This window comes from Rahnella sp. CG8, from assembly GCF_023701875.1.
Lineage (GTDB): Bacteria > Pseudomonadota > Gammaproteobacteria > Enterobacterales > Enterobacteriaceae > Rahnella > Rahnella aceris.
On the sequence record NZ_JABAED010000004.1, the window covers coordinates 184,871 to 203,601 of the forward strand.

The 18,731-nt window shown below is 53.2% G+C and carries 19 protein-coding genes; 11 read left to right on the forward strand and 8 right to left on the reverse strand.

The features are described from left to right. Positions 1-209: 209 nt before the first annotated feature. The 3 genes from speG to purM all read right to left on the reverse strand — a co-directional run bounded on the left by speG (position 210) and on the right by purM (position 2,718). On the reverse strand, positions 210-785 hold the full coding sequence (speG, locus tag HGO41_RS05740; protein ID WP_013576564.1) for a spermidine N1-acetyltransferase: 576 nt from the start codon (positions 783-785) through the stop codon (positions 210-212). 220 nt (positions 786-1,005) lie between these two features. Continuing rightward, positions 1,006-1,644, reverse strand: a complete 639-nt coding sequence (gene purN / locus HGO41_RS05745) for a phosphoribosylglycinamide formyltransferase (RefSeq protein ID WP_013576563.1) — start codon at positions 1,642-1,644, stop codon at positions 1,006-1,008. 36 nt (positions 1,645-1,680) lie between these two features. Then, positions 1,681-2,718 (reverse strand): phosphoribosylformylglycinamidine cyclo-ligase, encoded by a 1,038-nt coding sequence (gene purM / locus HGO41_RS05750; RefSeq protein WP_015690292.1) that lies wholly within the window; start codon positions 2,716-2,718, stop codon positions 1,681-1,683. Between the two features lie 232 nt (positions 2,719-2,950). On the opposite strand from purM, the gene upp reads away from it, so the two are divergent. The 3 genes from upp (at position 2,951) to hda (ending at position 5,833) form a co-directional block, all read left to right on the forward strand. Then, complete coding sequence (upp, locus tag HGO41_RS05755) at positions 2,951-3,577, forward strand: uracil phosphoribosyltransferase (RefSeq protein ID WP_013576561.1); 627 nt, start codon at positions 2,951-2,953, stop codon at positions 3,575-3,577. A gap of 79 nt (positions 3,578-3,656) precedes the next feature. Next, positions 3,657-4,949, forward strand: coding sequence for a uracil permease (gene uraA / locus HGO41_RS05760; RefSeq protein WP_013576560.1), 1,293 nt, complete (start codon positions 3,657-3,659; stop codon positions 4,947-4,949). Between the two features lie 176 nt (positions 4,950-5,125). Further along, positions 5,126-5,833, forward strand: a complete 708-nt coding sequence (gene hda, locus HGO41_RS05765; RefSeq protein ID WP_013576559.1) for a DnaA inactivator Hda — start codon at positions 5,126-5,128, stop codon at positions 5,831-5,833. Between the two features lie 53 nt (positions 5,834-5,886). On the opposite strand, the gene arsC is transcribed toward hda, so the two are convergent. After that, positions 5,887-6,243, reverse strand: coding sequence for an arsenate reductase (glutaredoxin) (gene arsC, locus HGO41_RS05770; protein WP_112151698.1), 357 nt, complete (start codon positions 6,241-6,243; stop codon positions 5,887-5,889). A gap of 27 nt (positions 6,244-6,270) precedes the next feature. Next, positions 6,271-7,803, reverse strand: coding sequence for a beta-barrel assembly-enhancing protease (gene bepA, locus HGO41_RS05775; RefSeq protein WP_015690291.1), 1,533 nt, complete (start codon positions 7,801-7,803; stop codon positions 6,271-6,273). Between the two features lie 260 nt (positions 7,804-8,063). Here bepA and HGO41_RS05780 point away from each other — a divergent pair, with 260 nt between their 5' ends. Then, positions 8,064-9,128, forward strand: coding sequence for an AI-2E family transporter (locus HGO41_RS05780; RefSeq protein ID WP_013576556.1), 1,065 nt, complete (start codon positions 8,064-8,066; stop codon positions 9,126-9,128). A gap of 74 nt (positions 9,129-9,202) precedes the next feature. Here the strand turns inward: HGO41_RS05780 and bcp are convergent, their stop codons facing one another. Together bcp and HGO41_RS05790 are read right to left on the reverse strand one after the other, a co-directional pair. Continuing rightward, a complete protein-coding gene (gene bcp, locus HGO41_RS05785) occupies positions 9,203-9,670 on the reverse strand; it encodes a thioredoxin-dependent thiol peroxidase (RefSeq protein ID WP_013576555.1) in 468 nt (155 codons plus the stop codon). 25 nt (positions 9,671-9,695) lie between these two features. Continuing rightward, entirely contained in the window at positions 9,696-10,262 is a 567-nt protein-coding gene (locus HGO41_RS05790) for a glycine cleavage system transcriptional repressor (RefSeq protein WP_013576554.1), read from the reverse strand. 145 nt (positions 10,263-10,407) lie between these two features. Between HGO41_RS05790 and dapA the strand changes: the two genes are divergently transcribed. From dapA to ypfH, 7 genes are all read left to right on the forward strand, one after another. Further along, complete coding sequence (gene dapA, locus HGO41_RS05795; protein WP_013576553.1) at positions 10,408-11,289, forward strand: 4-hydroxy-tetrahydrodipicolinate synthase; 882 nt, start codon at positions 10,408-10,410, stop codon at positions 11,287-11,289. 16 nt (positions 11,290-11,305) lie between these two features. Continuing rightward, entirely contained in the window at positions 11,306-12,385 is a 1,080-nt protein-coding gene (gene bamC, locus HGO41_RS05800; protein WP_013576552.1) for an outer membrane protein assembly factor BamC, read from the forward strand. Between the two features lie 56 nt (positions 12,386-12,441). Continuing rightward, positions 12,442-13,155: a phosphoribosylaminoimidazolesuccinocarboxamide synthase gene (purC, locus tag HGO41_RS05805; protein ID WP_013576551.1), complete on the forward strand. Its 714-nt coding sequence runs from the start codon at positions 12,442-12,444 to the stop codon at positions 13,153-13,155. 219 nt (positions 13,156-13,374) lie between these two features. Continuing rightward, positions 13,375-14,247, forward strand: coding sequence for a KPN_02809 family neutral zinc metallopeptidase (gene ypfJ / locus HGO41_RS05810; protein WP_013576550.1), 873 nt, complete (start codon positions 13,375-13,377; stop codon positions 14,245-14,247). A 114-nt stretch (positions 14,248-14,361) separates the two neighbouring features. Then, positions 14,362-14,814 carry a DUF441 domain-containing protein gene (locus HGO41_RS05815; RefSeq protein ID WP_013576549.1) on the forward strand — a complete coding sequence of 151 codons (453 nt, stop codon included), beginning with the start codon at positions 14,362-14,364 and terminating at the stop codon, positions 14,812-14,814. Position 14,815: 1 nt separating this feature from the next. Then, positions 14,816-16,792 carry a tRNA(Met) cytidine acetyltransferase TmcA gene (locus HGO41_RS05820; protein ID WP_250980851.1) on the forward strand — a complete coding sequence of 659 codons (1,977 nt, stop codon included), beginning with the start codon at positions 14,816-14,818 and terminating at the stop codon, positions 16,790-16,792. Positions 16,793-16,900: 108 nt separating this feature from the next. Next, positions 16,901-17,551: an esterase gene (ypfH, locus tag HGO41_RS05825; protein WP_015690286.1), complete on the forward strand. Its 651-nt coding sequence runs from the start codon at positions 16,901-16,903 to the stop codon at positions 17,549-17,551. A 79-nt stretch (positions 17,552-17,630) separates the two neighbouring features. On the opposite strand, the gene HGO41_RS05830 is transcribed toward ypfH, so the two are convergent. Beyond that, positions 17,631-18,731 carry a phosphoserine transaminase gene (locus HGO41_RS05830; protein WP_013576546.1) on the reverse strand — a complete coding sequence of 367 codons (1,101 nt, stop codon included), beginning with the start codon at positions 18,729-18,731 and terminating at the stop codon, positions 17,631-17,633.

Sequence of the window (18,731 nt, forward strand, 5' to 3'; positions counted from 1 at the left end):
TAAGCGGCCAGCGCAGCAGGAAGTCATCTGTGAGAGGGGCCTAGTGTCTACTATCAATATTGCGAAAGATTGACAGGAAAGTCCAACATAACAACGGATGATTTCAGGAGAGTCTTTAACGGGGAGTCAAAAGAGAGAAAAGTGTTACCGATGAAAGACATTTGCATCCTTCACCGGTCATTATTTTACGGATTTATGTCGCGGTGGAATTAAACCGCGCTGGCGCCAATCAGGGATTCCGGTTTGACCTGAACAGGCTTGGTTTTGTATTTCGCCAGAAACTGCGGCTGGAAAATACACATGCGGATGGCGCTGCGATATTCGCCGTTCACAAAGAATTCCTGTTTCAGTTCACCTTCAAGCTCGAAGCCTAATTTGCTGTAAATGTGGATCGCCTTTTTATTTTCTTTATCCACGATTAAATACAGTTTGTAGAGGTTAAGAACGGAGAAGGCATAATCCATCGCCAGACGGACAGCGTCACCGGCAAAGCCTTTGCCCTGATGCTGCGGGTCGATGATGATCTGAAATTCCGCGCGGCGGTGAATATGATTAATTTCCACCAGCTCGACCAGGCCGACCGGTCCGCTTTCGTATTCAATAATAAAGCGGCGTTCGCTTTGGTCATGGATATGCTTGTGATACAAGTCGGTCAGTTCGACGAAAGCCTCGTAAGGTTCTTCAAACCAGTAACGCATGATGCTGGCGTTATTATCAAGACGATGAACAAACGACAGGTCGTCCTTTTCCAGTGGACGTAATCTGACGCTGTTATGGCTAAACATGGGGTGTTCCTCAACTATAAAAGCCGTTTTATGAGGGTAACCTTCGTAAATATGAAATCGGAAACAACCGTGTTTCCGATGAAGGTCGGCGCACAAACGACGTTTAAACGTGCGCCGGGATGTGCATTATATCGGACGAAATGTAAACAAATGTCAAATGACGGAAAATAAAAAACCGGCGCATGGCCGGTTTATAGTGAAATCATGATGCAGTGGTAGATTAATCTTCTGCATATCCGCGTTCAGAAAGCGGATTGTTATCCAGCAGCGCCTGACCCTTTTGCAGCGACAAACGTCCGTCAACGAACCAGCTGACGACCAGCGGATAAATGCTGTGTTCCTGCGTTTGTATGCGGGCAATCAGCTCTTCTTCTGTATCGTCAGCAAACACCGGGACTTTGGCCTGTAAAATCACCGGACCGCCATCGAGTTCTTCAGTCACAAAATGCACGGACGTACCGTGTTCCGCATCCTGATTTTCAATGGCCTGACGGTGGGTGTGCAGACCCGGATATTTTGGCAGCAGGGAAGGGTGGATGTTGATCATGCGTCCGGCAAAGCGCTGGACGAATTCAGCGGTCAGAATACGCATATAACCGGCAAGTACCACCAGATCAGGCTGGAAAGTGTCAATGGCATCCGCCAGTGCAACGTCAAATTCCGCCCGGTCCCGGTAAGCCTTAACATCCAGTGCATGCGCGGGAATACCGGCTAAACGGGCTCTTTCAAGCCCGTATGCAGCTGCTTTATTGCTGAAGACCGCACTGAGTGTTGCGTTAATTCGTCCCTGCTGGCAGGCATCAATCAGGGCCTGTAGATTGCTCCCCTCGCCCGATACCAGCACCACAATCCTTTTCATTTTGCTACCCGTCTTCAGTCAGTTGATTTACTGGTTTTATTCAATAACCACGCGTTCAGCGGAGTCAGAGGCTTTAATGTAGCCAATTTTCCACGCTTTTTCGCCATTATCGTTCAGTAATGCAATCGCCTGATCGGCCAGTTCTGCCGGAAGTGCCACCAGCATGCCCACACCACAGTTAAAGGTGCGGTACATTTCGTGACGGCTGACATTACCGGCGGTTTGCAGCCAGGTGAAGACATCCGGCCACTGCCAGCTTGATTCGTCGATAATCACCTGCGTGTTGTCCGGCAATACACGTGGGATATTTTCCCAGAAGCCGCCACCGGTCAGATGGACGATGCCGTGAACATCCACGTTTTCGATCAGGTTCAGAATCGATTTCACGTAAATTTTGGTTGGTGCGAGCAGGTGATCGGCCAGCGGTTTGCCTGCCAGATCGGTGGTTTCCGGGTCAGTCTTACTGACTTCCAGAATTTTGCGCACCAGAGAATAACCGTTGGAATGCGGGCCACTGGCGGCCAGGCCGATCAGCACATCCCCGTCAGCCACTTTGCTGCCGTCGATGATTTCTGATTTTTCCACCACACCCACGCAGAAGCCTGCCACGTCGTAATCTTCGCCGTGATACATGCCCGGCATTTCAGCGGTTTCACCACCGACTAACGCACAGCCAGACTGTTTACAGCCTTCTGCGATACCGGTGATTACGCTGGCGGCAGTATCGACGTCCAGTTTGCCGGTGGCGTAATAGTCGAGGAAGAACAGCGGTTCAGCGCCCTGAACGATTAAATCGTTGACGCACATCGCGACCAGATCGATACCGATAGTATCATGGCGTTTCAAATCCATCGCCAGACGCAGCTTGGTGCCAACGCCGTCGGTACCCGAAACCAGTACGGGTTCACGATATTTTTGCGGCAGCGCGCAGAGGGCACCAAAACCGCCCAGTCCACCCATCACTTCAGGGCGGCGAGTCTGTTTTACTACACCTTTAATGCGGTCTACCAATGCGTTACCGGCATCGATATCTACGCCTGCGTCTTTATAGCTGAGAGAGGTTTTGTCGGTCACTGCGAAGTCCCCACGGCGGTTTGGGTTGGTGGTTGAAGAATAAAGCGGGGCAATTCTAACAGTGGAAGCAAACGTTTGCGAGCGCCTTATTCGATGATGAGTTTTAGGCTGTCTATACTCTAACCGGGTTACTGATGATCCAGATCAGGCTATTTGGTATGGCGTTCAAAAAAAATGGCGTTATAATCTCGCGATTTTTTTTTGCAGCTCAACCACCTTAGGAGAATAAATAATGAAGATCGTCGAGGTGAAACACCCGCTGGTGAAACACAAGCTGGGCCTGATGCGTGAAAACGACATCAGCACGAAACGTTTTCGCGAACTGGCTTCTGAGGTGGGAAGTCTGCTGACGTATGAAGCGACTGCTGATTTAGAAACTGAAAAAGTGACGATCGAAGGCTGGAATGGCCCGGTTGAAATCGATCAGATTAAAGGCAAGAAAATTACCGTAGTGCCTATCCTGCGTGCCGGTCTGGGCATGATGGAAGGCGTACTGGAACACGTTCCGAGTGCGCGTATCAGTGTGGTCGGCGTGTACCGTGATGAAGAAACCCTCAAGCCTGTGCCGTATTTTCAGAAACTGGTTTCTAACATTGAAGAACGTCTGGCACTGGTGGTTGATCCGATGCTGGCGACGGGGGGGTCTATGATTGCCACCATCGACCTGCTGAAAAAAGCCGGCTGCCAGAGCATTAAAGTGCTGGTGCTGGTTGCCGCGCCTGAAGGGATCGCCGCTCTCGAAGCCGCACACCCGGACGTTGAGTTGTACACCGCCTCGGTGGATCAGGGACTCAACGATAAAGGCTACATCATCCCGGGGCTCGGCGATGCGGGCGACAAGATATTTGGTACGAAATAAATAAGCGTTTAGCCGACTAATCAGTCGGCTTTTTTTTGCTCGTCATATACAACATCACACCATTGAGAGGATCACATTCATGACCCGTCGTGTCATCGGGGTAAGCGAACGTCCGCCATTGCTGCAGACGATTCCCCTGAGTTTCCAGCATCTGTTTGCCATGTTTGGTGCCACCGTCCTGGTGCCCATTCTGTTTAAGATCAACCCGGCAACGGTGCTGCTGTTCAATGGCATAGGGACTTTGCTGTATTTATTTGTCTGTAAAGGGAAAATACCGGCTTACCTTGGCTCGAGCTTCGCGTTTATTTCCCCGGTGCTGTTGCTGTTACCGATGGGGTATGAGGTGGCGCTCGGTGGTTTTATTGCCTGCGGGCTGTTGTTCTGCCTGGTGGCGCTGATTGTTAAGAAAGCCGGAATTGGCTGGATTAACGTGATATTCCCGCCTGCGGCGATGGGCGCAATCGTTGCCGTCATCGGACTGGAACTGGCGGGCGTGGCGGCGAATATGGCGGGTCTGTTACCTGCCGAGGGCGCGGCGGTGGATTCCACCACCATTACCATTTCGCTGGTGACACTGTCTGTGACCATTCTGGGGTCCGTGCTGTTCCGTGGTTTCCTGGCGATTATCCCGATCCTGATCGGCGTGCTGGTGGGTTATGCACTGTCGTTCTTTATGGGGGTGGTGGATGTCTCAACGATCGAGAATGCGCACTGGTTCGCGCTGCCAACCTTCTATACGCCACGTTTTGAATGGGTCGCCATCCTCACGATCCTGCCTGCGGCGCTGGTGGTTATTGCCGAACACGTCGGGCATCTGGTTGTGACGGCAAACATTGTGAAGAAAGATTTACTGCGTGATCCGGGCCTGCACCGTTCGATGCTGGCAAACGGTTTGTCGACCGTGTTGTCCGGTTTCTTCGGCTCAACGCCAAATACCACGTACGGTGAAAACATCGGCGTCATGGCCATCACCAAGGTATACAGCACCTGGGTTATTGGCGGCGCGGCCATTCTGGCTATTCTGCTTTCCTGTATCGGCAAACTGGCGGCAGCCATCCAGGCTGTGCCGGTACCGGTGATGGGCGGCGTTTCATTGCTGCTTTATGGTGTGATTGGTGCATCCGGTATCCGCGTGCTGATTGAATCGAAAGTGGATTACAATAAAGCACAAAACCTGATCCTGACCGCAGTGATCCTGATCATCGGTGTCAGCGGCGCGAAAATCCACATTGGTGCAGCGGAGCTGAAAGGCATGGCGCTGGCAACGATCGTGGGCATTTTCCTGAGTCTGCTGTTCAAAGTTATCGAGATTTTCCGTGGCGAAGAACAGATCATTGATGTTGAAGATGAGCGGGAAAATCCGCCGGTCTGATCTGCACGTTTTTAAGTGAATCCCTGACCGGCGGGTGTATTGCCAGCCGGTCAGGTGCTCGGATCGCAAGCGGTTGCACCCGGCACAGTTCATTTCACAACGGATCCTTGCTAGAATTCGGCAGTTCCTTTTATTGACGTGACAACATCTGCGGTCATTATACCGCTTTGGTTGAGGTGCTTCTGAATACGCCGGCACAGCTTTCTTTGCCACTTTATCTTCCCGATGATGAAACCTTTGCCAGTTTTTATCCGGGGGAAAACCCCTCTCTGCTTTCTGCCATTCAGAGCGCATTGCATCAGGAACACGGCACTTATATTTATTTCTGGTCACGCGAGGGCGGCGGCCGCAGCCACTTGCTGCATGCAGCCTGCGCCGAATTATCACAGCGCGGTGAAGCCGTCGGTTATGTGCCATTAGACAAACGCGCGTATTTCGTGCCTGAAGTGCTGGACGGTATGGAGCACCTGGCGCTGGTGTGCATCGATAATATCGAAGGCATTGCCGGTGATGATGAATGGGAAGCGGCTGTTTTCCATCTCTATAACCGCATTCTTGAAACCGGCCGTACGCGCCTGTTTATTACCGGCGATCGACCTCCGCGTCAGCTCAATCTCAGCCTGCCGGATCTGGCTTCCCGTCTCGACTGGGGGCAAATCTACAAACTTCAGCCGCTTTCCGATGAAGAAAAACTTCAGGCATTGCAGCTACGCGCTAAACTGCGCGGGTTTGAACTGCCGGAAGACGTGGGCCGTTTCCTGCTCAAACGTCTGGATCGGGAAATGCGTACGTTGTTTATGACCCTGGATCAGCTCGATCGCGCTTCGATTACGGCGCAGCGGAAACTGACGATCCCGTTCGTGAAAGAAATTCTCGGGTTGTGACAGGAAGGGATGTCCGGGTTCGTTAGCACTGAACCCGAACTGAAAGCGCGGGGTTATAAAATCTCTTTGACCTGTTCCGGCGGACGCCCTAAACGCGCTTTGCCGTTGGCCACCACAATCGGACGTTCAATCAGCCGCGGATGATCGGCCATCGCCTGTAACAGCGCGTCCTCGCTCAGACTGGTATCCTTCAGATTCATGTCTTTATAAATCTGCTCACCCTTACGCATCAGTTCACGTGCAGAGCTGAAACCCAGCAGGTCGATCAATTCTTTCAGCTTATCCACTGACGGCTGCGTTTCCAGATACAAAATCACTTGCGGTTCAATGCCTTCTGCTTCCAGCAACTTCAGGGTTTCACGGCTCTTCGAACATGCCGGGTTATGATAGATTGCGACGTCGTGTTGCATAAAATTCCCTCCATTTTGGCACTGAAATCAGCCTTTCTGATACTGACGGAATCGCTGCTGCAACTGACGAAGCTGGTCGATTCGTGCGTCATAACGGGCCTGTTCCAGACTGCCTAATTTTTGTAATGCGCTGGCATTGCTCAGCATTTCAATCGCCTGATCCAGACGTCCGACTAATGCCACGCTTTCCGCACGGGCAGCCAGTTCCTGCGCACGTAAACCCTGGGCGGCAGCGGCCTGAGACAACAAATCCCAACCATTCGGATCACCCGGATAATTGAAAGTATAGCGGTTGAGGATTTTCATGGCATTGGCCGGTTTCGCGCCTTCGAGATAAGCATTGGCCAGATTGAGTTGCAGCACGGCGTTGGCACTGCTGGCCGCACCGGCCTGCTCCAGACGCGCTATCGCCTGCGGCGCACGTTTGCTGTCGATATCATTATCGGTGGCTAAATCGAGTAACCATTCGTTGCCCGGATTCTGAGCCAGCAGCGGTTCAAGGATCGTCCGCGCCTGATCGTATTTTTTGGCTTTATAAAATTGCAGTGCATGGCCGTATTTTGCCGCCAGTTGCTCGCGGATATTGCCATTGCTCAGTTTCAGCAGATAGTCGTCACTCAGCGGGAAGCTCTCTGAACCGTACATCCCCAATATGCGTACTTTCGCCAGGGTATAATCTTGTGAAGATTGCACAATCGGGTGCGGCATCTGGTTGGCGCGGTTACGGATATCGGCCAGACGGCTGTCGGGCAACGGGTGCGTCAGCAACATTTCCGGCGGACGGGTTGAGTAGCTCGCCTGATCTGCCAGTTTTTGCAGGAAGGCGGGCATCGCCTGCGGATCAAACCCCGAACGCTGTAAGACCTGAATGCCGATACGGTCGGCTTCCTGCTCATTGCCCTGCGTGAAGCTGATCATGCCTTGCTGCGTGCCTGCTAGTGTACCGGTCAGCGCCGCCATGCCCATTTGCGGACTGGCCATCGCCAGTAGAATTGACCCCAGCGCCCCCACCCAGGTGAGCGGCGCGTTACGTTGCTGGTCTTCCATCGCACGCGCCAGATGGCGCTGGGTCACGTGGGAAATTTCGTGCGCCATGACCGACGCCAGCTGGCTTTCGTTATCGGTATAACGGAACAGTGATGAGTGAAGCACCACATTGCCGCCAAAGAAGGCAAAGGCGTTCAGCTCATCGTTATTGACGATGAAAAAATGGAATGGCGTGCGGACGGAATAGGCATGCGCCACCAGCCGTTGCCCCAGTTCGTTGATGTACTGATTGAGCAGCGGATCGTTAATCAGCGGCGTGCTGGCGCGCATCTGACGGACATAAAAATCGCCCATCTGTAATTCCTGATTAATACTGAGTGTACCGCCTGCAGTCGTGCCGATGTCCGGTAATTGGTCGCTCACCGGCGGGGCTAACGGCGAGTTAGGGCTTTTTACGGGGCTCACGGGGGTTGACCAGAATGAACTGTCATCCGCACCGGCGGGCGGTATGGAACCCGCCAGCAGGCTGCCCAGACACAGGGCAATCACCCTTTTTTTCAACCGCATGACCATAAACATTTGCTTCCCAATAAGTTAACCGCGATACCGATGAGCTTTGCGAGCCTTTCTTCTGCGGACAGTCAGTCAGACCATTATTTTCTTGCGCTTTTCTCTGCGCTGGTCTCTATAGTAGCTATCCGCGTGAGAGTTTAAAACACTCCGAAGCTACAGTCGTGTGACAACGAATTTTTTAAATAGTTACTTGTGTCTGAGCGCGCAGGGAACGAACAGCGCGTAGATGCCAGACCCGAAATTACAGGAGCGTTTTCTTAATGTTGGATATGTTATTACAGTGGTACCGCCGTCGCTTTACCGACCCGCAGGCTATCGCGCTGCTGGCGATTCTGGTCGCAGGATTCTGCATCCTCTATTTTCTCAATGGTATCCTTGCGCCGCTTCTGGTGGCGATCGTACTCGCCTATTTGCTGGAATGGCCGACGGTGCGTCTGCAACATGTCGGGCTTTCCCGCACGCTGTCGGTCAGCGTGGTGCTGATTATTTTTGCCGGTATTTTGCTGCTCGGTATGTTTGTCATTGCCCCGGTGACCTGGCAGCAGGGGGTGAACCTGATGACCGATTTACCGAGCATGCTGAACCGCTTTTATGATTTCGCCGCAACATTGCCGAAGCGTTATCCGGCGCTGGTGGATGCGGGCATCATCGATATGATGGCGGAAAACATGCGCAGCAAATTATCCGGGCTGGGTGAGTCAGTAGTGAAATATTCACTGGCCTCGCTGGTCGGTTTACTGACGCTGGCAATTTATCTGATTCTGGTGCCGATGATGGTGTTCTTTCTGCTCAAAGATAAAGAGCAGATGCTGAGTGCCGTGCGTCGCGTTCTGCCCCGCGATCGCGGGCTGGCCGGACAGGTTTGGGTGGAGATGAATCAGCAGGTCACCAACTATATTCGCGGCAAAGTGCTCGAAATGATTATCGTCGGAGTGGCCACGTATCTGGTGTTCTGGGTGATGGATTTGCATTATTCGCTGCTGCTGGCGGTGCTGGTCGGCGTATCCGTTCTGATCCCGTATATCGGCGCGATGCTGGTGACCATTCCGGTGGTGATTGTCGCGATGTTCCAGTGGGGGCTGGGCGCGGATTTCTGGACGCTTTTCGTCGCCTATCTGGTGGTGCAGGGGCTGGACGGTAATGTGATCGTGCCGCTGCTGTTCTCCGAGGCCGTGAACCTGCATCCGCTGGTGATTATTCTTTCTGTCGTGGTGTTTGGCGGTCTGTGGGGATTCTGGGGGGTGTTCTTTGCCATACCGCTGGCGACGCTGGTCAAAGCCGTGGTTCACGTCTGGCCGGATGAATCACTCAACGAAACGGTCTGATTTTTTCTGCTTACCGCACCCAATAAAAAAAGCGCGTCTGCGCTTTTTTTGTCTCCACAATCTGACCGTGTCGGCTATTTACCGTTGAGGTAGGCCATGACGATGTCATGGTGATTGGTGGTTTTGAAATCGTCGAACACTTTCTCGACTTTGCCATTGCCGTCGAGCAGGAAGCTGATGCGATGGATGCCGTCGTAGGTTTTCCCCATAAAGGATTTTTCACCCCAGACGCCAAACTGCTCACAGACCTGATGATCTTCATCGGACAACAAGGTGAAGTTCAGCAACTCTTTCTCAGCAAAACGCGACAGTTTTTCCGGTTTATCGGTGCTGATCCCCAGCACTTCCACTCCGGCATTTTTTAACTGATCCATGTTATCGCGCAGTCCGCAGGCTTGTACGGTACAACCCGGCGTCATGGCTTTAGGATAGAAATAGACCAGGACTTTCTGTCCCTGGAAGTCGGCCAGATTAATTTGTTCACCGTCTTGGTCGGGCAAACTAAATTGCGGCGCAGGGTCACCGGCTTTCAGTGGGCTCATTGTCTTTCTCCATATCTCTTAGCGATTACTGCAGTTTATCTTCATTCTCAGAATAACTAACCACGTTAATACTGCCTTGCGCTTTCAGTTCTGTACATAGCTGATGAAACGCCTGCTCAATAATTGCCGCATCGGTATTGGCTGCGCTGTGTGCCGTTATTTGAATCGATAACTGCGCCGGCGTGGCGGCATCTGCCGGGCGCGTTTTTGAGGCAAGTTCGGCGATATTCATCTGATGCGTATCGAATAAATCGGTAAAACGTTCGATCAGATGCGGAGAGTCTTTCACCTCCACTTTCACCCAGACCGTAGCAGGCATTGGCTGGCGTTCATGTGCACTGGTTCGCTTCATCACGATCAATAATTCCAGCTCTGCGCCTTTTTGCGGCAGGGTGGATTCGATCAGTGTAATCGCGTTCCAGCTTCCGGAAAGCAGCATGATAAACGTAAACTCATCACCGAGCATCGCCAGACGGCTGTCTTCAATATTACAGCCGCAGCTGCTGACCTGACGGGTAATGGTGTTGACGATACCCGGACGATCAGCGCCTAAGGCGGTGATCACGAGATAATGTTGTTGTGGCTGCGGCAAAATAGGTCTTCCTGTCGTGCTTGGGAGTATTCCCAAGGTAAACATAAAAAAAACCGCCGGACAAGCGGTTACCGCTCGTTGATTGCTTGCTTTTGCAGTGGTGTCAAAAGTACCATGAGTGACCTGTTTGTGGAGGGGAAGGTCAATGTTTACGGGAAGTATTGTTGCACTGGTTACGCCGATGGACACCAAAGGTGCTGTCGATCGCGCGAGTCTGAAAAAACTGATTGATTATCATGTGTCCAGTGGTACTGCGGCGATCGTTTCCGTTGGCACGACCGGCGAGTCGGCCACGTTGAGCCATGAAGAGCACGGTGACGTGGTCTTACAGACGCTGGAACTGGCTGATGGACGCATCCCTGTTATCGCAGGCACGGGCGCAAACGCGACTGCTGAAGCGATTTCTCTTACGCAACGTTTTGAAAAAAGTGGCGTTGTTGGTTGCCTGACAGTCACCCCTTATTACAACCGTCCGACGCAGGAAGGTCTGTATCAGCACTTCAAAGCCATCGCTGAAAATACCTCTTTGCCGCAAATTCTCTACAATGTGCCTTCACGTACCGGCTGCGATATGTTGCCGCAGACTATCGCGCGTTTAGCAAAATTGAAGAATATTGTTGCTGTTAAAGAAGCAACAGGGAACTTAAGTCGGGTTAGTCAGATCCAAGTGCTGGTTGATGATGAAGATTTCATTTTGCTGAGCGGCGATGACGCCAGCGGTCTGGACTTTATGCAACTCGGTGGTAAGGGCGTTATTTCCGTCACGGCTAACGTAGCTGCCCGTGAAATGGCCCAACTTTGTGAGCTGGCAGCGCTTGGCAACTTTGCCGAAGCGCGTCGCCTGAATCAGCGCCTGATGCCTTTGCATCAGAATTTGTTTGTAGAAGCAAACCCAATCCCGGTGAAATGGGCCTGTAAGGCACTGGGTTTGATGGCAACCGATACGATGCGTCTGCCTATGACGCCGTTAACAGATGCTGCCCGTCCGGTCGTGGAAGAAGCATTAAAAAGCGCCGGTTTGCTGTAACTCTTAGGAAGATTTGATGGCCTCTTTATTTGACAAGAACAGTTTCCAGATGACCCGATTGCAGAAAACGGCCGTAGCGAAAGTGGTCGGGGTTTCCCTGATCATGCTGCTGGCCGCCTGTTCAAGCGATCAACGTTACAAACGCCAGGTAAGTGGCGATGAAGCCTACCTGGATGCGTCAGGTCTGCATGAGCTGAAAGCGCCGGTCGGGATGATTCTTCCCGTGCAGAACGGAACGTATGAAGTTCAGGCAGGATCAATGCAGGGCGCCGTGGGCAAACAGCTCGACATCCGTCCACCATCCCAGCCACTGGCGCTGCTGAGCGGTTCCCAGACGCAATTCTCTGGCAACAGCAGCACCGTGTTGCTGGAAAATACCGCGCAGAACCGTGATCTGTGGAATAACGTCGTGAAAGCGGTTGAGCAAAATAATTTCAAAATTGCCAACCGTGATGATGCTAACCAGACACTGACCACCGATTTCGTTGACTGGAATCGTGCGGATGAAGACTTCCAGTATCAGGGGCGTTATCAGATCAGCGTGAAACAGCAGAGTTACCAGTTAGCACTGACGGTGAAAACGCTTGAGCTGAAACAACAGGATAAACCTGTGACCTCTTCTGCTGAAATCCAGCGTTACAACAGCCAGATGATGAACGCCATCACGGCGAACCTGGATAAAGTGCAGCAGGATACTCAGGCACGCCTCGACAACCGTCGTGTTGGTGAGATTGATGTTCAGAGCGGTGCAGATGATACCGGCCTGCCGGTGCTGATTGTTCGTGAGAGCTACGGTGTTGTGTGGGATCGCCTGCCAAATGCCCTGACAAAAGTCGGCATGAAAGTGACCGACAGCAGCCGTCCGCAAGGCACATTGTCTGTGACCTACAAACCGCTGAATGACGATGCGTGGCAGACACTGGGTGCGAAAGATCCGGGGCTGACTTCCGGTGATTACAAACTTCAGGTTGGCGACCTCGACAACCGTAGTAGTTTGCAGTTCCTTGATCCAAAAGGACATGCTCTCAGCCAGTCGCAGAACGATGCGATGGTGGCGGTCATGCAGGCCGCGTTTAGCCAGAGTAACGCAAAATAATACCAAGGGGCTCCGGCCCCTTTTTACATCTGTTTTTTCCACTGGAGTAAGTAAAGATGCAAAAGTTAGCTGAGTTGTATCGCGGCAAGGCGAAAACCGTCTACACCACCGAAAACCCGGACCTTCTGGTACTGGAGTTCCGTAACGATACGTCAGCACTGGATGGTCAGCGTATTGAGCAGTTCGACCGTAAAGGCATGGTTAACAATAAATTTAACCATTTCATCATGGCTAAGCTGGAAGAAGCCGGTATTCCTACTCAAATGGAACGCCTGCTGTCTGACACCGAAGTGCTGGTGAAAAAACTGGATATGGTCCCGGTTGAATGCGTGATCCGTAACCGTGCTGCTGGTTCGCTGGTAAAACGTCTGGGCATTGAAGAAGGTCTGGAACTGAACCCACCGTTGTTCGATTTGTTCCTCAAAAATGACGCCATGCACGACCCGATGATCAACGAATCGTATTGCAAGACGTTTGGCTGGGTGAACGAAGAAAACCTCGCGCGCATGAAAGAGCTGAGCTACAAAGCCAACGACGTGCTGAGCAAACTGTTTGATGATGCCGGTCTGATCCTGGTCGACTTCAAACTGGAATTCGGTCTGTTCAACGGGGAAGTGGTGCTCGGTGATGAGTTCTCTCCTGACGGCAGCCGCCTGTGGGATAAAGAAACCCTGAACAAAATGGACAAAGACCGTTACCGCCAGAGCCTGGGTGGCCTGATCGAAGCTTACGAAGAAGTCGCTCACCGTATCGGTGTGAAACTGGACTAAGCTGCACGTTATTTTTTTAGCCAGACTACGCAATCGTTTACGCGGTATGCACTAAACGGGTGATGGCCTCCGTCACCCGTTCTCTTTCCTGCATTTAATTTTCTTGTTTTAACACTGATTCCTTTCATTTAATTCCTCCGCCACTAAACTTACGTCCTTTCGCAGATGGTATTAACTGCGTGTGCTGGCTAGTCTTAAAAAAACAGGTTGGAGGTATCTATGCGTTGGCAAGGGCGTCGCGAAAGCGACAATGTAGAAGACAGACGCGGACAGGGATCTAACGGCGGCGGTTTAGGCGGCGGAGGAATGCGCCTGCCGATCCGTGGCAAAAGCGGTATCGTGATCATCATCGTGGTGCTGGTGGCCGGGTATTACGGTATCGACCTCACTCCGCTGATTGACGGCGGTCAGTCCGGCGGCATGCAGCAAACACAGTCACAATCCATCAGCCCGAAAGATGACGAGCAGGCAAAATTCACCTCGGTGATCCTCGCTTCGACGGAAGACACCTGGAAAGAGATTTTCCAGCGGCAGGGCATGACTTATCGTGAACCCAAACTGGTGATGTATCGCGGCGCGACCCGCACCGGTTGTGGCACCGGCCAGTCAGTGATGGGGCCGTTCTATTGTCCGGCGGACAGCACGGTGTATATCGATCTGTCGTTCTATCAGGAATTGCAGAACAAACTCGGCGCGGGCGGTGATTTTGCGCAGGGCTATGTGGTGGCGCACGAAGTCGGCCACCATGTGCAGAATTTGCTGGGCACCGAACGCAAGGTTCGCGAGATGCAGCAGGGCGCGTCGCAGACTGTGGTAAATCAGTTGTCGGTGAAAATGGAATTACAGGCTGACTGTTACGCCGGTGTCTGGGGGCACGCGATGCAGCAGCAAAATGTTCTCGAAGAGGGCGATCTGAAAGAAGCGCTGGATGCCGCGCAGGCCATCGGCGATGACCGGTTGCAACAGCAAAGTCAGGGGCGCGTGGTGCCGGACAGCTTCACTCACGGTACTTCCCAGCAGCGTTATACCTGGTTCAAACGCGGCTTCGATACCGGTAATCCGGATCAGTGTAATACCTTTGCCAGCCGCTGATTAAGTGGCAGGAAGCGCTGGTCTGCTGCTAAAAACTGTTCAATAATCAATGACCGATCCAGAGAGGCTCCCCGGGCCTCTCTTTCATTTTCATGTTGAACCGCTGGGAATGCCATGGCTTTTCTCGATCCAACCCTATTGATCTTACTTGTTTTCGCTGGTCTGGGCATTATCAGCCACAACAGCGCCGTCACCATCGCAATGTTCTTCCTCCTCACGGTGCGTATTACGCCACTGAACAGTTTTTTTCCGTGGATAGAAAAATACGGCCTGACTATCGGCATTATTATTCTGACCATTGGCGTGATGGCGCCGATTGCCAGCGGAAAAATCAGCGCCAGCACCATGGTGCATTCTTTCCTCCACTGGAAATCTATTGTCGCCATTCTGGTGGGTGTGCTGGTGTCGTGGCTTGGCGGACGTGGCCTGACGCTGATGGGTACGCAGCCGCATCTGGTGGCTGGCCTGTTAGTCGGCACCGTGCTGGGCGTGGCGTTGTTTAAAGGCGTACCGGTCGGGCCGCTGATTGCTGCCGGTCTGTTATCGATGATTGTCGGGAAAACCTGACATGTCTGCGACGTTGCTACAGCAGCAGATGCAGCGGCTGGGTGTCCGGCGTTTGCTGGTGTTCAGTGGCGGGACGCAGTGGTGTGAACAACAGGCTGTTCTGTTCGCTGCCCAAAGTGCCGGTGACTGGCTGTGGCTGAGTGATTCACCGCCTGATGGCGTCACATCCTGCCCGCCTTCAGTTGCGCAGACGTTGCTCGGACAGGACATTTTTCACGGTGTGTTTGATGCGCGTTATGGCCTCAATGCCGAGGCGCTGGCGGTATTTTCCGGCACATTGAAAGCCGGAAGCTGGCTGATTCTGCTAATACCGGAATGGAACGCCTGGTCTGACACGCCGGACGCGGACAGCCTGCGCTGGAGCGAACAACCGCAGGCGATCCCGACGCCGCGTTTCATCCGCCGTTTCCGATCTTTGCTCGAACAAGATCGCAACATTACGGTTTGCCGGCAGGATCAGCCTTTTGATATCCCCCCGCTGCCAGCAGCACCCGACTGGCTGCCACCCGACGGTCAGCCCACCGCTGAACAATCGCAGATTTTACAACAACTGATGCAGGCTCAGTCCGGCGTATGGGTGCTGACGGCTGCCCGTGGCCGTGGCAAATCGACGCTGGCGGGAATGCTTGCCAGACAGTGGCCGGGCACCTGTTGGGTAACCGCACCGGCGAAAGCCTCAGCCAGCCAGATTCTCAATCATCAAACAGAGTCTGCCCGCTTTATCGCGCCGGATGCGTTGCTTTCATTATGCCGCGAAGGCGCGGTAACGGACATTGACTGGCTGATTATCGACGAAGCGGCGGCAATTCCGACGCCGATGCTTTCGGAAATTATCGCGGCTTTTCCGCGTGTGTTACTGACCACTACGGTTCAGGGATATGAAGGCACCGGACGCGGGTTCTTACTTAAATTCTGTGCATCCCTGCCGCGGTGGCATGACCTGCGTCTGAATTCCCCGGTCCGCTGGTCATCATCCGACACGCTTGAGCCGTTTATCAGTCAGTTATTGTTGTTTGACGAGCATTTGCCTGTAGCAGAACAGACGGGCGGCACATCAGAAATTTTCTCCATTGATGCCGACGACTGGCTGAGTGAACCGGCGCTGTTAGAGGAATTCTACGGCCTGCTGACCAGCGCGCACTACCGCACGTCGCCGCTGGATCTGCGGCGTTTGCTGGATGCGCCGGGCATGACATTCAGTGCGTCACGACAGAAAAACACCCTGCCCGGCGCATTATGGCTGGTGGATGAAGGCGGGCTGAGTGCTGAACTGGCGCAGGAAGTCTGGGCGGGCAGGCGACGTCCGCGCGGTAATCTGGTGGCGCAGTCTCTCGCCGCGCACGCGGGTTTCCCCGAGGCTGCCGTTATGCGTTCACGGCGTGTCAGCCGGATTGCGGTACATCCCGCGTTTCGCCGTCGGGGTATTGCCCGTGATTTGTTAGCAGCGCAAAAACAGCAGGCGGGGCTGGATTTCCTGTCGGTGAGTTTTGGCTACACGTCAGATCTGGCGTCATTATGGCAACAGGCCGGATTCCGGCTGGTGCGCGTCAGTATGCAGAAAGAAGCCAGTAGCGGCTGTTATGCCGCGATGGCGATATTACCGCTGAGCGCGGCGGGGCAGGCACTGGCGGACAGAGCCGTGCATCAGCTTGACCGTGACTGGCGCTGGCTGGCGCCTCAGATGGATTTAACCCTGCCGCTCGATACCACTGCGGATACGCAACCCGATGATGCCGACTGGCGCGAACTGAACGGATTTGCGTTCGCCCATCGTCCGCTGGAAAGCAGTTTACCGGCGCTCAGTCGCGTGCTGTTGCACAGCACTTTGCCACTGACGGCGTTGCGTGCGCATCTGCAACAGGGGCAAAGTGTCGCGCAAGTCGTCATGTCGCTGAAGCTTTCCGGCCGTAAAGCGCTGGTTTCGCGCTGGCGTGAGGAGACACGACAGGCGCTGAAAGCCGCGGGAATGGCTGAATAAATCAGCGGTTTCATTGCAAAAAATGGAAAGACTCGTTCAATAAAACCCGATTTCACTGACCGGCGGGCGGCGTATAGTGAACTCATTAAATGACAACGGGAGAGAGCAATGAGCTCAGAACAAATTATCGTCCAGCAGCCGGAAGAAATCGCTAACCAGCTGATTTTATTATTTCATGGCGTGGGTGATAACCCGATTTCTATGGGCGAAATCGGTAAGTTTTTCGCTGTTTCATTCCCGCAGGCGCAGGTGATAAGCGTCGGCAGCCCGGATATTTGTGATTTTGGCCGGGGCTTCCAGTGGTTTTCCGTGCAGGGCGTGACCGAACAAAACCGTCAGCCGCGAGTGGATGCCGCAATGCCAGCTTTTGTGCAGATTGTCCGTGACTGGCAGCAAAAAACCGGCGTTACGCCGGAACACACCACATTAGTCGGCTTTTCGCAGGGCACCATCATGGCGCTGGAATCGACGAAAGTGGAAGAGCATCTGGCGTCGCGCATTATCGCGTTCAGCGGGCGTTTTTCAACGCTTCCGGAAAAACCGATTGCCGCCGGTACGGTGGTGCATTTCATTCATGGCGAACAGGATCCGGTGATTAATCCGTTCCAGTCGAAAAGTGCGGCAGAACGTCTGAAATCATTGGGCTGTGAATGTACGCTCAATCTTCAGCCAGGTATGGGACACGGGCTGGATTCGCACATGATTAATACGGCGATAGCGCATTTGCAAAATTACGAACCGAAGTCGCATCAGCACTGATTTTATTGCCACTTTTATTGAAAAACGCCCCCGGCTGCATCACAACCGGGGGCGTTTTTTTAATGTCTGACTGAGGCGATTATTTGCGGTTTTTACGCATAAAATCATCCATGAAGTTCGTCAGCTTTTCTGCCGCTGGCAGTGACAGGGCGTTGTAGATAGAGGCACGGATGCCGCCAATCGCACGGTGCCCTGCCAGACCTGAGAAGCCAGCTTCCTGGCTTTCGGCCAGGAATTTCTTCTCCAGATCCGCATCCGGCAACTTAAACGCAACGTTCATGTGTGAACGGTCGGCTTTGCTGCTCCAGCCATTGTAGAAACCGTCGCTGTTGTCGAGCATTGCATACAACAGTTCTGCTTTATGGCGGTTGGTTTGTTCCATATTTTCCAGACCGCCGACGTCGTTAAGCAGCCAGCGGGTGACCAGCAGCACCACATAAATCGCAAATACCGGCGGCGTATTGAGGTTGGAATGAGATTCCACCTGACGGCGGTAATTCAGGAATGATGGCAATTCGTCAGATGACGCTTTCACCACGGTATCGTGCACCAGCACGATGGTGACGCCCGCCGGGCCGATGTTTTTCTGCGCATGAGCGTAGATGACTGAAAACTTATTGGCATCGCACGGTTTGGACAGGAAATCGGAAGACATATCGCAGACGCGGGGTACGTCGTCGCGGCCCAAAACGCGCTGAAACTGTAACCCTTCCACTGTTTCGTTCGAGACATAATGCAGATAGGGCGCATCAGGCGAGAATGCCAGTTCTTCGTCAGAGGGCAGACGGTTGAATCCGCACGATTCGCCGCTCCACAACACTTTTACCGGCCCTTCGCGACGCGCTTCGGTCACGACTTTACTGCTCCAGTAACCGGTATCCAGATATTCTGCCGCATGCTTCTGACCGCGCAACAGCGTCATCGGCACCATCGAAAACTGCTGCGTTGCGCCACCCTGCAGGAACAGGATATGGAAATCTTTCGACAAGCCGAGCAGGGTGCGGATGTTGTTTTCGGTTTCCTGCACAATGGCGGCAAACCAGTCTGAACGGTGGCTGATACCGAGGATCGACAGGCCGACTTCCGGCACTTCTTTTATCGCGGCTTCAACCTGAGTGAGAACGGTTTCCGGCAATGCGCCAGGGCCACCGGAGAAGTTCAGGGCGTTACGTGAAATCAT